A 16134-nucleotide genomic window follows, 5' to 3' on the forward strand; every position below is an offset into this window, starting at 1 on the left:
GCGTGGGGTTCCAAACATTGAAATAGAATTTGACACAGTTTATTTTACACTCCCGTTTTAGTATTCTGCTTCAAGATGCAAATGTAGATGTAGCAACAGTGGCATTGCTATTAGGGCATACGACGACGAAATATGTTAACCTGACTTATAAGAGATATAGACCTAAAGATCAGAATGGAGCGATCTTGAAACTACCTTTTTGAATTCATGTGTTCCTTGATTGTATTGGGGTTTTTAGCTGTGTTCTAATATATAGAAATTAAGGCACCTGATAAGAGTGTTGTAAAAGCTGAATCAAGTCTAGCGACTCTTCTTCAATCCACTTGTCATCTTGTATAAGTCGCTTAATAAGATCGATAGCTTCAACTGAAAAATCTTCATGCTTCAATCCTGATAGCGCCGTATTAAAATTCCATCTGCTATTATGGTGTGGTGAATCAATAGGCAGCGATACGTCATAAGCATCAGGAATTAATAAATTTAGTTCATGTCCTTTAGATTTGATCTTATGCTTTATTCGGGAATAAATGGACAAACCATCAAAATCCCAGTCGCAACAATAGTAAGTAGGTAGAACTAATTTATCTGGATCAATAAACTCTATAATGCCAATATTATTGCCTCCGACATACCATAACTCTAGATTTGCTTCCCGCGCTTTCCATGGATTTTTTAAACGATCAAGGTTCTCACATAACACAATAGCTTTGGGGCTAATACAATCGGCCACAAATCTCCACTGCAAATTTTTAGGGTCTTTCTCTGGAAAATCTATTATTCCCAAAATTTTACAAACGGCACTTTTTAACCCAGGCTTGTTTTCTAAGTATTTAGACCCCATCCCTTTAAAGATATTTACGGAAAAGGTTCGGATAGTTGTCAGGTTCTTAACCAATTCTTCTTTTTGCTCGGCAATGAACATTAATGTCCGGATGTCTTCTTCAGTGTATCTTCTCCTGGCATCGTCTTCTAGGTTGGCAGTTTGTAAAAACTGAGCATATTGTTCGAAATCCTGTTTGAAGTTTTCTCCGTAAAAAGTAAAATATTTAGGTGCTGCTTCCAGTATTTTATTATTACCAGACTTAAATTTCAGAAATCTTTTTTGCATCATTAACACGTTAGTAATGTAGCCATTGTCTGTAATTTTAGCATCAGTACGTTTATCAACATACAATTGATTCAATGCTTTTAAATGCCGCCACGTCAGTGCTCTTTTCATATTTCAATTCCGTTTTGTATTGTTGATTTATCTGCTTCACATAAGATAGCCATCGGTGTATAATTTACTGCCGCTTCTTCTTCCATATTTTTATGGAGTATATAAAGATATTGTTCCCCATCCTTAAACTTTCCTACCGGACCAATCGAAAGTGAAATGATCTGGTAGTCATAAAGCTGGGCTATGTCGTGCAGCATATCATAATTTGAGCCTAATCCTTCTGCTTCATCAATAGGCATTATTCTTACTGCCGGTTGCTGTTTTTTCCCTTCCTCATTATCCATTACAGAAAGCCTGGCGATGCATAATAGTGCGATAGCTGCGTATGTTTGTCCTGTACTGCCTTTATTTACCCTGCCCGTAGCAGATTCCATTTTGAATTCTACTTCGTAGTAAACAGAAGGATCTAATAATTTTTGTGCAGTTACCTGCATACCCGCATGTCCGCCACAATCTAAAAATGCGGTTACGATCATATTTTCCAAGTCTATTTTTTCAGCCAGCTTACCGGTAAAATTATTAGATGTGTCTTCTAGGTTTTCCTGAAAACGGCTCATCCATTCTTTTGGAAATAAGGTAGCTGTTGATTTTTTCAACCTGGCTTTGTAGCCTCCTGTAATGCTTGTTTCGTCCTTTAGAAAATTGTCAATTCTGCGGATAATGTTTTCCTGTTGTGAAGCAGCAACGTCTACATCGTGCAGCAGGTCTTTTATCTTTTGTATCTTTCTATTGTTTAATTGCCTGTTTTTATCATTAATGCGGTGCAGGTAATTTGCAATCGTTTCTATAATGGTCTCTTCAGACTGGTCGGAAAGAACTGCCTCATGAAATGCTTCAGGTAACAAACTTTTCGCCAACTCACTTAAGTTGTCGTCTTCTTCCAGTCTAAATGCTTCCGATGGAATATACTGTTGAATGGTCTTTTTATAACTGCTAAAATATTCTGCCTCTGCCCTGATAAACATTTCATGTTCTTTGTTAGGATTGGGGATGTAAGCATCGGCTACTAAATTATCGGGTACGCTATTATATAAGTTCAGATATTGAAGCTTCACCTTTTCGAGCTTTTCTTTCCATTCTTCGTATTCTTTAATCTTATTTTGAATACTGGAGATAGCAGACAACCTGGGCCGTATTTCATTTTGATTGTCCTTTATGAACGCGCCTTTATCTGAAGACTGTTTAAATGCTGCCTGAACATTGCCTTTCATCAGCTCATATGTTCTATCTGTTTCCAGAATTATACCTGCAAATTCATCGTTACTTTCTATTTGAGTAATGAAATCATCTGTGGCACTATTATCAACACCATGATATGATTTAAACACACTTAGCAGGGTTTTACTCTCTGTAATCTTCTCCTGAATATCATCCAGATTTTGTTTTGCTTCGTTGTAGCTGTCTTCGATTTCGGATTTGTTTTTATATGCGTCTAAGGCTTTGACAAACTCTGTTTCTCCAACATATAAAGAATCTATCAGCTTGTAGGCGATGACTTTTTCTTTATCATTATAAGCCGCTAATGCGTCTGTTGGATTGGGTAGGTTTAATAATATCGTTTGTATAGTGGGATAGTCACCCAGCTTCTTTTTGGCATTGCTGATCTCCTCATCGAGCGATGTGGAATATTCCCCAAAATAGGAAGTGATGGTTTGGGTGTCTGTCGTATCAAATATTTGTTTGGGTGTATATGGCACAAATTTCCTTATACCATTCAGGTTGATCCAAAACCCAGTATCTTCTTTTTCAATCATCTCCAAAGCATCTATAAAATCTTGGGGAGACGGCAAATAGTCTTTATTGTTTGCTGGCTTTTTTCTGGGTAGTTTTTGAAACTCGAGGATGGCGCTTTCTTCGTCCAGGGTAAATGGTCTTTTTTGCGCTATGGCCCAGTTGGCAAATGAATCCGGGTCATTGAGGTTGGAAAACCGCTTAAGTACTTCTTTAGTTTCAATCTCCGTTTTTAATGCTGTAATTGCATCGGTTAAAAACTGGTTGAGCGATCCAATACTATCTTTTGCTTTAACCTGCTCAAATGAAGTTTCAAGATTTTTAGATTTTAGTTCTTGTATAAGGTTTTTAAGATTTTCCTTTTTTAGGCGGACCTGATTGTTTTCTTCATACTTATCACGAAGCTGTTCCATTGTACAGTTAGTTTCCTGCAACCATTTTGGCACCTTCCCGGTTTCTTTGTAACTCACCAGGCTTTCATCGTATTTATTGCTTAATGCTTGTTTTTCTATTTCTAATAAAGGGATTGCTGATTCCAGATGAGTGATTTCTGTTTTCAGTAGCTCGTGAAGAATATTATAGTGTTGTTTTGCTTTTGCAAATGCTGTAATGGTATCTATGATTTCTTTACGAAGTGTAAGGGTCTCCTGATTTGCATACAATAGCTGCTTCTCTATCCATATTTTTTGATACTGGTCCCGCTCATCCCGAATCTTTTTCAGGGCCAACAGGGCTGCTTCTTTCTCCGTTACACGGGCTATTTCCTGAAGGTTGGCGCCGTATTCTCCAATTGTTGCCTCCATATCCTTTACAGCGGTCTTGTATGTTTCGTAAATACTGTTGGCTGTATCTCTGCCGAATAAAAAGTCTTTAAGGCTGCTGCTTTTTTGTGTGTCTAATAGCTTGCCTCTTGAAAATGACTGCAGGATTTCTGCATAGTCTTTCAATAGCCTGTCGTTGGTTGAAAGGTCTATAGGCAGAATGTTTTGTTTGTACAGCAGCTCGTGGTATTTTTTTAACCTCGACCATGATTGGCAAAACAAGCCCTTTTCAGTTAAAATATCTTTTAGCTGATCTAGTGGCTGAATATTATCATCTACTACAAGGTCTTTATGCAGTACCGGCTTGTCCAGGTAGACTATCTCATTTTTGTCAAAACCCTGTTGAATAATAAATGCCTGCACATTTCTATTGCCTGTTTCTATATAAGCACCTGCAACCAGGTATTTGTTGGGTTGCATTTCTATATTCAACAAAGCATAGCCCATTGTTTTGCTATGCCCACCTTCGGTGAGCACCATTCCCTCCGGTTCTCTTTTTCCCGTTGCCTTAGTAGCCGATTCAAAGGCATCGGAGCCTACAAAAATGAGTTGTATCAGGTCGGCTATCATGCTTTTACCTGAGCCGCTTTCGCCGATGAAATCTGTGCGGAAAGGGTGGAATAGATAGTCAAACTCCTGATGATGTATTAATCCAAGCGTGGATAAAGAATATATGCGGGGATATTGCTTCATTTCGTTGCTTCTGTTTTAATCCATTCATCAATATTGTTGATATAGTCGGCATACAGTTTGGGCAGTCTCTGGAATGATGGTAATACCTCAAAGTTGTCCTCCTGCAATTCAATCCAGCCTATTTTTTCAAATGCCTTCATTGCATTTGCTACCGTACTATCCATTTTGCCTTCCGTCATTTGTGTGATTTTAAGGCTCTTTGCCTTTGCCAATACCCGGAACAAACCTTCTTTAAATTCTTCGTAATCCTGCCGGAGTATGCGTTGGAAGGCTTTTACTGAGGATAGTTCTATGTAGTTATCAATAAAAATGGCTTTGTATAACATGAAGCCGACAATCACAAATTCATTCTGTAAAAAGTGCCTGTTATCAACCGGTATGTTTCCTCTTGAATCGGGCATAAAGTCCAGGTAATAATATTTTTCGTTCGCTTCTCCTCCATGCTCCAAACTAACCCCAAAATAGTTGCGGTAGTATTGTTTGATGCTCTCTTCGTTATTGGCAATAAAACGGAACCAAAAGGCTTGTTCTTTCCATTGCTGGATATGCCTGCCGTTTTTGAGCGCATAGTCCACCTTGGCAAAATAATTTTCAGCCCCACTGTCCGCCAGGAATGACCAGGGCGTTATTTCTGTTGTATTGTTATCTGCCATAATCTTGTTTTTATTCCCTGACGGCTTTTGGTAACGGCTGGGTTTATTGTTACTTTATATTGCTGCTGCTGTTCGTACCGTTTTATTGCTCGATATAGTACTGAAATTGCCAGGCCTAATGTGTTATCTCCTTTTTCTTCCTGAATGATCCTGAAAAAATAGTCGGATAAATCCACGTGTTTTTCTTCTGCCAACTGCTCTGCTATTGTGCCTAACCACCGTGTTACATCATCTTGCTGAAACACCTGGCTGATGGTTGTTGCAAATGCTTTTTGTTTTAGCTCAGGGGTTTCTACAGCTACCATGCGTTTTTTAGGTTTGGCAGGAAACAGGTCTGATTTTCGATCTACGATTGTAAAATTCGAGACTGCATGACTGGTTATTGTTGGATGAATTCCATCCGGTAAAGACAATTCCTTCCTGCCTTCTACATTCGTTTCTGTACTATTGCGGATTAAGTAGCCGAGAAATTTCTCAATCCTGACATTAAAGAGCGGTTTATTTAAATTGCTGAAGAGTTGCTTTATCCGGGGTTGTATTCGATCAAGCCTTTTATCAATCAATAATAGTACGTGGCGCATTTCCTGAAAAAAGGAGATGGCAGCATCTGTACCTTTGTGTATTTCGTCGCTGTCGTATTGTTCTGCATATTTGTTGAGCAGCCTTCTTATTTCTTCTGTTGCCCTGAAGGCGGTCCGCAATTCTTTGTTTTGACTACGGACGATTTCAAAGCGTTCGTCGATCTGGCGTAGCGTATCTAAAATTGTCCCTTCCTGTAAGCTGAGTCTTTTATTCTCTCTTAAGTCGGCTACGGATTGATCAATCTGCTTATCTAGGTAATCTAACTGGTTTTTTAAACGAGGTTTGAAGGCTGAAAAATCAAGGTCAAACCACTCCTGTACTTTTTCTTGTGTGCCGCAGCTAATAAGTTTATCCCGGAGGTTAGTACAGATTACTTCAATTTGTGTGGGGTCGAAAAATGATTTAAGCGTTTCCTTAGCATGCCTGCAAAAGGTGTAGGCATATTCCTTGAAGCTGTATTGCTGTTTGTCTTCATCATAACGCAGAAAATATTCCTGCAAATCGCTGATGATGGCATTGTATTGCTCTTTTAGATGGTATTGTCCGTTGTTTAGATTAACGGAAGATACTTTTAGTAATGCATCGTGTATATCGGACTCTTTAAAGAACTTGTCGGGGAAAGCACCATTCTCCAGCTTTTCATACAGCAATATTATCGCCATGCCTGCTTTTGCATCGGGGAAAAGCAGGCGATAGGTATTTTCCTTTGCGATTTCTGAAAGGAAATGGAAGGTATGGTTGTCGTTATGTTTCACTCATCCATTTTTTCATGTTTGCGTTATAAATTCGCATAATCCTACTTCCTGCACAAACTTCAACAAGTTTTAGTATTTCTATTGTCCATGAGACTATGTGGTATAATGTTACAATAAGATTCATTTTTTTGGTAGCTATTGATTATACATCCACTATGTCCCAGACATTGGGATCTAGTCCAGCTAGCCGCGCAGTAAATCGGTCACGGTGAACTGCAAAACAGAGCAAATGCGTAGGACGGGAAAAGCCTACGTAGGCCATCCGCAGGGATTGCTGCGTATAGGGATGAATCTGGGCTGGTCTAGGTTGGCCAAGTAAATAACTCGATAGCCGCTCTGACTCATGATTTCCCGAACCCTGGACGGTTCTTTGATAGCAACTCTCCAAGTAAAGGGTGGCGGTATGCGTTTGTCCTTTGACGGAATGAACAGTGCCCACCTGTATATTGATGTTGTTGGCGGTAAAGATATTAATTGCTGGTACCGGTAGAGGAGAGGCCGGCGAAGCAGCAGGTGGTGTACCATTAACAAAAGTAGCGCTCGTCGCCACCTGCTTATGAAATAATTGGAGCAGTTGAGGGATATATGCTCTTAGCGCTGCTAACGCCCCTGGGGTATCACCGGCCATCACACTTTTGCATATAGTAAAAAGCGTCCGCCGCATAGTGTCATATTGAGTAGACTGGGTAATTTTTATATAGTCCAGCAAAGAGCTCTTTGTATAATACCTGCCAGCCCTATCATGGACTCCTTCCATCCGTAGCACCTTGAGTAAACCATTAAGTACATTTTTATTTACGGTCCGCATCGAGCGACCATCTGGGAAAACCGTTAGGTAATCCTCCAGGTTTGCATGGCTGACCGCCGGTGTTGTACCTGCCTTGTTATAGGCAGGATAATAGTTGGGCAGCCGCATTTTTGGAGGATCCGGCTGTGCTACCCAGCAAACTGCATGGTACCCATCGGGGGCACCATCCGGTATATGGCCGGATTGCTCCAATTGCTCGATGTAGCCAGCAAATGCCGTGAGTACCTGATCTGCGGTGGTATCTTGATATCTAAGAATACGAGGCTTAATATTTATAGGGCTACCGTCAAGGTTTACTCCGTGTCCCTGTACCGCGATTGGAACAAGCGCCAGGCGCTCCACGACGGCTGCAATGGCTGGGGAGAGCCTGTGACTGCCCGTGATGGTTAAGATCAGTGGTCTGTTTATCCAAACAGACGCCCCGCCATCATCAAATATAGATTGATTATTGTCTCCAATTCTTTGAAACCGGCAGTGGGCGGCCGCTCCGAATAGGGTCTCTAGTAAATGATACTGATGAGGGTTCATATCCTGCATTTCATCGACAAACACCAGTGCAAAACGCTGCTGCAGAATTGGTATGATGCCCGGAAACCGGGTTAAATATTTTTCGGCCATTAAATAGGCATCATCAAAACTCAGGTAGCCATCAGAGAGCAACCGGTTTCTAAAGGCGACAATCCAGTTATATATATCCTGTTTTTCCTGCGGTGTCCAATCGACCCCATTCCCAGGTTTTCTGGGCACTATCACATTACCTTTATAATCCCTAGTCAGGACGTCTAAAGTGGTACCCGGCGAAAGACGAAAGCTCAGACCCTCTCCATTGGCGCGCAGATACCTTATAGCATTATTCTGAATGGGACGGTTAAAACCCTGCAATATGGAGAATGGAAATTTTGCTGCCCGCTCCCTAAATATTTCATCGTCGATCCTGGCTGGCTTCCTTTTATACACATGAACATAGTACGGTATAGCCAGAAACTTATCAACGAAGGCCTGAATGGTCCCTATGAAGTGGGGTGGAGAAAACAGCTTTGGGCAATACTGGCCAATGCGCTCTTTTATTTCATCAATGGCAGCATTAGTGTGAGAGATGACCAGCACCGCTCGATGATCTGGAAACGGAAGCCTTTTTTCCAGGATCAACAGTTTTGCCAAAAGCACGGTTGTTTTTCCACTGCCAGGTACCGCCTGGAGATCGCAAGTTTGCAGCTCCTTTATAAAGGCTGTTCGCTCTCTGTCAAAGACGCCAATACGGCCGAAAAGAATGTTTTCCGCATACTGGATTTCGGCGTCAGTTACTGGCTGCATATCGAATGGCATCAAAAAGGTAAGTTAAACTAGTTTCAGTACCCAAATTCGTAATGGCATTGTCCGCACTTAGATTGCTAGCAAACCTTTGGGCGATGATCGATTTTGATATTTTATCCTTTGCTACACCAACGCTATTGTCGCCACTAAGAATTTGCTTCATAATGGCATAAGCAATTTTTTCAGCAGGATCGGTCCAGTTATGAAAGTGCGTATCAATGTTGGTGATCGCATTCTGATAATCGGTTAGGGCTTGTACTCCTTCATCCTGCTTTTGCTCCAGAAGGGCCTCCAATACGGATTTAAAAAACAGCTTTCTTAATTTAAGAGACATCGCAATACAATATTCCAAGGTCCAATGCGAACTGACATACGATTGAACGACCTGGCCATTGTGTTTTGTAGTGACCGACAGTCTTTTAGCCGCTATTTTGGCTGTTACCTCGGCAACGGTAATTGGCCTAGTAATGTTGGCGCCCGGGTTGGCAGGATCCGGCACGGTCATCATCTCTCCCGCCTCAAATGGTTTGACATCGACATCAGTAATCAACGCCACCTTGTATGCCATTTGCCCCGGGCCCCTTCGCTTGAAAATATTGGCGTACCGCAGAAAGGCGGTGCTTGCGATATTGATGACCGATACTCCCTTTTGGGTAAGATTAATGCCAATTTTTCTTGCCAGCTCCGGCAGTAACAATTCCTCGGCCCATCCCTCTACCAAGACCACTCCACGGGCAAAAAACAAATTTGCCTTCGTGGTATCTAAAAACCGCTGCAAGAAAGTGTAGTCCGTAGGTTCCAACATGGTTGCGGCTTTCCCCATGGGAAACACCGCGCCGCCTTGACAAATAATGAGATTTTCCAGGTTTATTTTAGAGCCGATGTTGGGACTGTGTGTGGTAAATATCAGTTGTACATTCTTGGCGGTTGCTTCCTTTTGCAGGGCCTCCACGACCTGCATCTGGACCTGCGGGTGCAGGTGCGCCTCAATTTCCTCTACCAGTCCCAGACGAAGCCCATCCCAGCCCACTTTTTCCAGATGCAACAACTCGGCTGCAATACAGAGAAGGTTATGGCTCCCGAGCCCCAAGTTGACGCCACCATCAAAAAGCAGGGATAATGATTCGAGTATATTCTTAAGATCCTGACTCGTCATCGTAAAATGCGTCTTTTTGCCGGAGAACTGCTCAAGATAAGTATCCATCACCGTCTTGAGTGCCATCCCTCCCAGATCGGCGGCGGCAAGGGCGCTACCATCGGCCTTCTGGCCTTTGAAGTAGGCAGCTACCTCTTTGTTTAATTCTTGCGATAGGGTAACCAGTCTATGGCCTTGTTTATCCTTAAATGCCTCGTGGCTGTGCAGGATCTGGGAGAGGCGAGAATTTCTGCGGGAGGAAAGCTCATTTTCCGCATCGCGCAAGGGTCTTAAGTAAATGGCCTTTATTTTATCTCGCACTTCCGCACTGAGTATATGTCCTTCATCATCAGCCCCGGCCTTTACGTCGGCAGGGAAGATTCGTTCCGAAGACCTAGAGACATCTAAAAAGACCTTTAAAAAGGGGGCATTCTTAACCGCATCCCATCCTAAGAATTCAGTGAAATTTTTGGCTTCCTCATCGGTAAGCCCCTCAAAAATACACTCGACTCGTAGCTGGGTGGAATTGCCAAAGAAGTCGTCATGTTCAATCTTTATCCAGTCAACGCTATGGGTTTTAAGCACCAGCTTTATAGCGTCAATTATGGCCGTTTTACCGGAATCATTTTCTCCGATCAATAGGGTCAGACCTTGGTTAAAGGTAACTGTAAGGTGGGGGGTGGTGAGATCCATGGGGCCAGCATTCCCAAACTTTCGAAAATTCCAAAGCCGTAGCTGTGACAAAAACATAGGGGTGGTTATTTCTGTAAATATAACGAAAATCAAAAATTGAATTCCTTTCTCTCTCTTAAGGCTTTCGGGTAGCATCTAGGGTATATCCAGTAGCCGAAAAAAATAACCTGATTCAGCATTAATTTCTATTAATGAGCCAGCTAATTTATCCAGCAGGCCTGTTTACCCTACTATTATACTTCGTATGATCTTTGGCTTCTACGGCAATAATTGTATCATTATCGACACTGAATAAACTTACATCAATCAGATGTAGGTTTTCATCAAAAGTTCCTTTCATTCCCTTATCTCACATAATTTTTTGTTCAGGATACAATATTTTCAGCACTGCGCTGACAATCAATTCATAGGACTGCCCTTCCTTATTTGGATAATAGCCAAAAAGATCATGGAACAAATTGTCAATTTCAGAACGTCTATAGTTCGGTAACTTGTGATCCATATTTATAACTTGTTGAAATTGTGAAGAGGCGGATCAGGTAAATCATCTAAAATCCAAATATTTTTTAAATGGCTTGGCTAATTCTAAATCCGGTACCCAACGAATACCTCTAAAACTTTTGCCTTCATAAGATCTGATGTGCTTAGCAATATCTGGTCCGAAAAGAAAATTCGCTTCTTGTTCAAACGCCGCAATATCTTCCCATTCCATCTCCATGCGAGTAGCGCCTTCCGATTCTGCGCCTGTTGTTTTCCAATATTCCTCAAAATCTTTGTAGAATTTATATCTTCTATCGAACAATTCGTCCCTCCTTTTTTTTACACCCAATTTATAATTTGATACACTAACAGCCACTGCGCCAATAGCTACCACTGGGGTTAAACATGCCGAAATTATTTTGATTAGCTCTTCCATTTTTAATGATTGATTGTTTTTAAAATGGTTGTACAATTTAACTCAAAATGTTTTAATGACTAAAGTCACCAACGAACATTTGCAGACCAGTTATTTTGACTTCAAAGTGGAAATGTCACAAACCACTTTCATGTTGATGGACTAGTTCACCTTCTCCGGCTAACTAATTCCTATACTGTACCTGAAATCATCAGTTGTATTAACTCGTTGATGTCATCATACATGTGACCCATCAATTTAAACTCTCTTCGAATGGCTTTGATAAAACTGTCAAGCTGGTGGCGGTTCATTCCATGTTTGACCGTTTTCATGATCTGTAGGGAATATAACCCTTTATCATTTGTTTTTAAAAAGGGAGTAAGATACAGTTCCTTTAAAAATTTTGCGGCCACCTCAATCACTTCAATGTTCCCATGAACGCTAAATTGCAAGTTCTCAACGCAAGTGAGATAATAATTTTCCTTTCCAGCAAGAAAATCGAAAAATTCGTTTCTAAGAGTATCGTAGGAGATGTTAATCCCTAAATAATTTGATTTCAATAAATATCTGTACAAAGAGGTAGTCACTTTTTCCGGATGATATGTTAAGAGATACTTTTCCGGATTAACTATATTGCGGTATAAACCATTGTTTACCTTAAAAAGGAATAGTGTACTATCACTACTGATTAATCTAGTGTTTTCCCTTGAAGAGACGAACATATAATCTGTCAACATTTCGGTGGAAACATCTGTTGCAATATCTTCGTTTTTTCTTAGTTTGGGCACTATGTCCAGCTTTTCTTTGACCAAATCAACGATACAATGTTCCTCGATCCAGCTCATTAGTGATTGCAAAAATCTAATTTTTGCCATTTTTTGATCTTCACTCACGAAATTCTTGTACACACTTTCATGGGTGATAAGTACACTCATTGAGTCCTCCGTCGAAAACTTCAGGGTGGTAAGGTCGTTTTCAATTTCCTTTTGAATGAGTGTTGATATTAGAAACTTATGTTTAGGCGTAATCTCAAATTGCTTACACAGATCATAAAATAGAATCAGCGTGCTGAAGTCAAGTGAAAACTGCTTATGGGACTCTGGATCTATTTTTGCAGTTAATCCGTTTGGAATGGTCGTGAATTTATACTTCGTATCATTAGTTAAGTAGAAGTAGGCTTCGATATGATTTTGTCTAAAAAGATGCTTTGTTATTTCTGTAAACCCAATTCTATAATTTATATAATCAGTGAGCAATTTTTCGTTCGCCTCTTTTTCAAGTGTACCTCTTGCACCAAATTGATGAATTAAAGCTTGTTCAAATTCTGCGGCTGTCGCCGCCGCCGGCAATTTAAATTTCTGGATCCCCAGTTCGTTTAAAGGATTTTCCGCCTCGTCAATAATTTCACGAAATAAATTTGTCGCATCATTAAATATCTCAATGATTTCAACTGATACAATGTCTTCAAAAACCTTAGCTTGTCTGGTAAATGTTTCACCCTTTTTCCTTCCGATCAATTCTCCTTGAAATCCTTCTGCCTTACTAATAAATTGCTTCTGGGGCTTTCCATTTATGTCTAAGATCACCCAAGCTCCGAGTTTTACTTCATCAAAATAGTCAAAAAACTCTTTGAACATTAATGAGTTTGCAAAGTACGCAGATCGTGCTATTGTATTTAAGGGATTTGATGCAAGATCGTATAGTATTGCAAATGCTTTTTCTTTAATTCCCGTCCTAAGCAATAGTCCACTAATATTAACACCGATCTTCTCGTTTTCATACTTTACCTTGAGTGCATCAGCGATTCGCTCAATTTCTTTGACATTTTTCTTGTTCTCCAGCACACTTAAGTAAGCGAGAATGTATCTCTCATTTTCTGGGAATTTCTCAATTAGAAATTTATCTACCTCCTCCAAGTTGTCTAAATCACTAATCTCAGTGTAAAGATTATGCTCAAATCCGGCAAACAGCTCGTTCGCACTCTGACTGTTTGTCCTCCAAAAGCGAAGTAGCCTAAGCAGCTCTTGGTATCTCCCGCGTTCATCGTCTTCTTTATCCAATAATTGCTGATACAAAGAGTGGATATAGAAGTATAGAATATCCGATATTTCTTCTTTATTTATGAAGCTATCCAAATAGTTAATAGCATCTCCCCGTTTCCCGATGCTGATTAGGCTTTCGGCTAATACTCCCTTCCATGGGACATCTAACTCATCACTTGATTTTAACTCGTTTAATTTTTCAAATAATTCAGGGGAAAACCGCTCGCGCAGATAACGTATTCTATAGCATACTTGAAACAAATCTCGTATTGTAGGGCTAGTAAAGGTTTTTTGATTGATTAGCGAATAATATTCTTTGGGTTCCTCCTCAGTAGAGGTTTCAAATAAGGCGCGCAAACAGGTATTTAGAATGTTAAACGTGGAAACTCTATCGAGCGCTTCAAGACGCGAAAGGTATCTATTAAATGTTTTCTTTAAAGCTATCTTGTCGCCAACAAAGTACTGACATAAGAACTTTAATAAAAGGAAATCCTTATTAATTAGTTCTCCGTTTTCTTCGTACAGTGTTAGATAACGGAGGCTCTTCGCATATTCTCTGTTGCGTATCAGTAATTGACATACAGCTGCTGTATACTCCCAAGTCTGTTTGGGCAATTTTTCATAATGTTCGACCAAGTCTGAGAGATACTTTCCTTTATTTGTAAGTTCCTTCAGGTTGTATAACAGAAATGTTTGATGATAAAGATTGTCACTTATTTCTGTACTCTGTAAAGTATCAATGTATTTTTCAAGAATTATAATGACTTCGGTCAGTTCCTGATTTATTTCAGGAACAAAGCCCTCATGAAATAACTGCTTTTCATGATGTTTTTGCACGAAGTCATTATATCTGGTATCGATAACCATTAACCACCTGTCTTGGTTATCAAAGGTCAGATTGCTGCTGAGGGTCAAACAATCCTTATAATCGATTCCAAACATTGTAATTTCTTCTTTACTCTCGATAATACGTTTTTCTAGAAAATGATGAAGCACATTTAGTTGAAACGCTGAATTTTTGAATACCGGGGTAGGTATTTCTTTAATAAACGCCAAAGGGTTGGCTGCTAGCACTAGCTTACAGAACTGAGCAGTAGCATTGTATTCGTCATACTGTAGAATAGAGTCGGCTAGTTCAATTGCTTTACCCGAATCTTTTAAATTGACATAGGCGAGTAACGCATTTTGTTGTAGTATCTTGTCATTTCGATCTAATTGATAAGCTCTTAAAAAGTCGGAGAATACTTCAGCGGGGCTCGAATTAGTCTGTACCTTTTTACACAGCGCCTTTAAATAATACAATCTACTTTGAACCTTTTCCTTTCGGCCAGCGTCAAGTGCATTCACTCGTTCCTCAAGGTTTTCCAGTAAATTGAATGCAGTTTTGGGTTTAAAACCTTTTATTAGGCCTTCAATACTCTTTAATTGCTCATTGTATTCCTGCAGTAACGTAGAGAGATACTCAAATACCTGGCTTAAATTATCGCCGATATGAACAGCACCACCATCTGTGTTGATTGTCCCCTGGTTGAGGTTTTTATTTTCCATAGTCATCTCCTATTCTAAAGTCGCCGCCGCCTGTGCTTACATCACCCGTGTTTACGTTCTTACTGTTGGTTATGGTACTTCCCGTTTTGGGTATCTTTGCCAGGATCTCGGAAAGGAAGGCTTCATGCCTTGGATCGTCTTGGACTGCATTCTCCACAATAGAGTTTACAATTTTTTGCCGCTCAGGATCATTTGGTGTTTCAATCAGGTTTTCTAGGGCTTTCTTCGGTTTGTCATCTTTAAAAAATAGTGATTTTATCCAAGAGATTGCTCCTTCGCTAATCTTTCCTGCACTAGTTTCAGTGGCCTTTTCTAATCCCTTAGTTGCCAATGAAATTAAAAATGCAGTAAGTGCTGTTGTGGTAATAGGCTCCATGTGATCGTAATTTAGAACCTGAAATTAAGGAAAATATGAATGGTAATAAAAAGGTTATGGTTTTGAATTTTCTACCCTAAATCATATATTTAGATATTAAAGGAATAGGGTACCATTACACGTTTTAAGATTTAGAATAAAAAAAGTGCACTATCGATTTGGTGTGCAATATCCCTTAATTCAATGGAAGCAGTTAATAAGAAAAAGCGCGTCTTTTGGCATGAATTCGGGCACTTTTCCGCAGCGTATTATAGCAAGAAACATTATGGCAAGTTTGGAACGGCCTCAATAAATATTATCAGGTGTGACGATTATTTCGGAGAGATAGAGTTTCATGGAAACCATACTCCTATTGCGCCCAACAATTATAAGGACACTGATCCAATCAAGCATCCGGCGTCCCTAATTGCTGAATTGGTCTATGGCTGCTATTTACAGTGCCTTTTTTTGAATAAAGCGCTTGACTCATGCCTTAATGAAAGGGGGAGGAACGTATTTGGATATGATGATTATGAAAAGTGTTGGGGAGTGGCAAGAAAGTTCGGTCTAACTCAAAACGAAAGGCAAGTGTTACACACCTTGATTGATGAACACTTTCGTAGCATAAAGGAGAATGGTGACTTTGCTACATTATTTGATATTGATATAAACGACTTAATCGAAGAAGATCTCGAAACAACACCAATCGATCCCCAAGAGTTAGAGGACAGGTTTCAAAGCATTCTTGTGAACCATGAAAGTAAGTATAGGAGCTTTGTTCAAAGGTCGGAGAAACTATTTGAGGGCAAACAACAAGTTATTAATCCGTTTCAAAGGGGAGTGTAAAATAAACTGTGTCAAATTCTATTTCAATGTTTGGAACCCCACGC

10 protein-coding genes are annotated in these 16134 nt (G+C 40.1%); 1 reads left to right on the plus strand and 9 read right to left on the minus strand.

Features of this window, described 5'->3' with window-relative positions; genetic code table 11:
* Positions 1-259: 259 nt before the first annotated feature.
* The 9 genes from Q0577_RS21900 to Q0577_RS21940 all read right to left on the minus strand — a co-directional run bounded on the left by Q0577_RS21900 (position 260) and on the right by Q0577_RS21940 (position 15265).
* Positions 260-1219 carry a hypothetical protein gene (locus tag Q0577_RS21900; RefSeq protein ID WP_298740155.1) on the minus strand — a complete coding sequence of 320 codons (960 nt, stop codon included), beginning with the start codon at positions 1217-1219 and terminating at the stop codon, positions 260-262.
* Positions 1216-4464, minus strand: a complete 3249-nt coding sequence (locus Q0577_RS21905; protein WP_298740157.1) for a hypothetical protein — start codon at positions 4462-4464, stop codon at positions 1216-1218. The genes Q0577_RS21900 and Q0577_RS21905 overlap by 4 nt, the downstream gene beginning before the upstream one ends.
* Positions 4461-5117, minus strand: coding sequence for a hypothetical protein (locus Q0577_RS21910; protein ID WP_298740159.1), 657 nt, complete (start codon positions 5115-5117; stop codon positions 4461-4463). Before Q0577_RS21910 ends, Q0577_RS21905 begins: the two co-directional genes overlap by 4 nt.
* Positions 5090-6454 (minus strand): hypothetical protein, encoded by a 1365-nt coding sequence (locus tag Q0577_RS21915; protein WP_298740160.1) that lies wholly within the window; start codon positions 6452-6454, stop codon positions 5090-5092. Before Q0577_RS21915 ends, Q0577_RS21910 begins: the two co-directional genes overlap by 28 nt.
* 142 nt (positions 6455-6596) lie before the next feature.
* Positions 6597-8588 carry a UvrD-helicase domain-containing protein gene (locus Q0577_RS21920; RefSeq protein ID WP_298740170.1) on the minus strand — a complete coding sequence of 664 codons (1992 nt, stop codon included), beginning with the start codon at positions 8586-8588 and terminating at the stop codon, positions 6597-6599.
* A complete protein-coding gene (locus tag Q0577_RS21925; protein WP_366884879.1) occupies positions 8560-10539 on the minus strand; it encodes an AAA family ATPase in 1980 nt (659 codons plus the stop codon). The genes Q0577_RS21920 and Q0577_RS21925 overlap by 29 nt, the downstream gene beginning before the upstream one ends.
* A gap of 409 nt (positions 10540-10948) precedes the next feature.
* Positions 10949-11320 (minus strand): hypothetical protein, encoded by a 372-nt coding sequence (locus Q0577_RS21930; protein WP_298740162.1) that lies wholly within the window; start codon positions 11318-11320, stop codon positions 10949-10951.
* 170 nt (positions 11321-11490) lie between these two features.
* Positions 11491-14889 carry a hypothetical protein gene (locus Q0577_RS21935; protein WP_298740164.1) on the minus strand — a complete coding sequence of 1133 codons (3399 nt, stop codon included), beginning with the start codon at positions 14887-14889 and terminating at the stop codon, positions 11491-11493.
* Entirely contained in the window at positions 14879-15265 is a 387-nt protein-coding gene (locus Q0577_RS21940; RefSeq protein ID WP_298740166.1) for a hypothetical protein, read from the minus strand. The genes Q0577_RS21935 and Q0577_RS21940 overlap by 11 nt, the downstream gene beginning before the upstream one ends.
* A 183-nt stretch (positions 15266-15448) precedes the next feature.
* Here Q0577_RS21940 and Q0577_RS21945 point away from each other — a divergent pair, with 183 nt between their 5' ends.
* The gene (locus Q0577_RS21945; protein WP_298740168.1) at positions 15449-16090 is read left to right on the plus strand and encodes a hypothetical protein; all 642 of its coding nucleotides are present in this window, start codon (positions 15449-15451) and stop codon (positions 16088-16090) included.
* Positions 16091-16134: the final 44 nt, after the last annotated feature.

This window comes from uncultured Chitinophaga sp. (genome assembly GCF_937898475.1).
In the GTDB taxonomy this organism is placed as follows: Bacteria; Bacteroidota; Bacteroidia; order Chitinophagales; family Chitinophagaceae; genus Chitinophaga.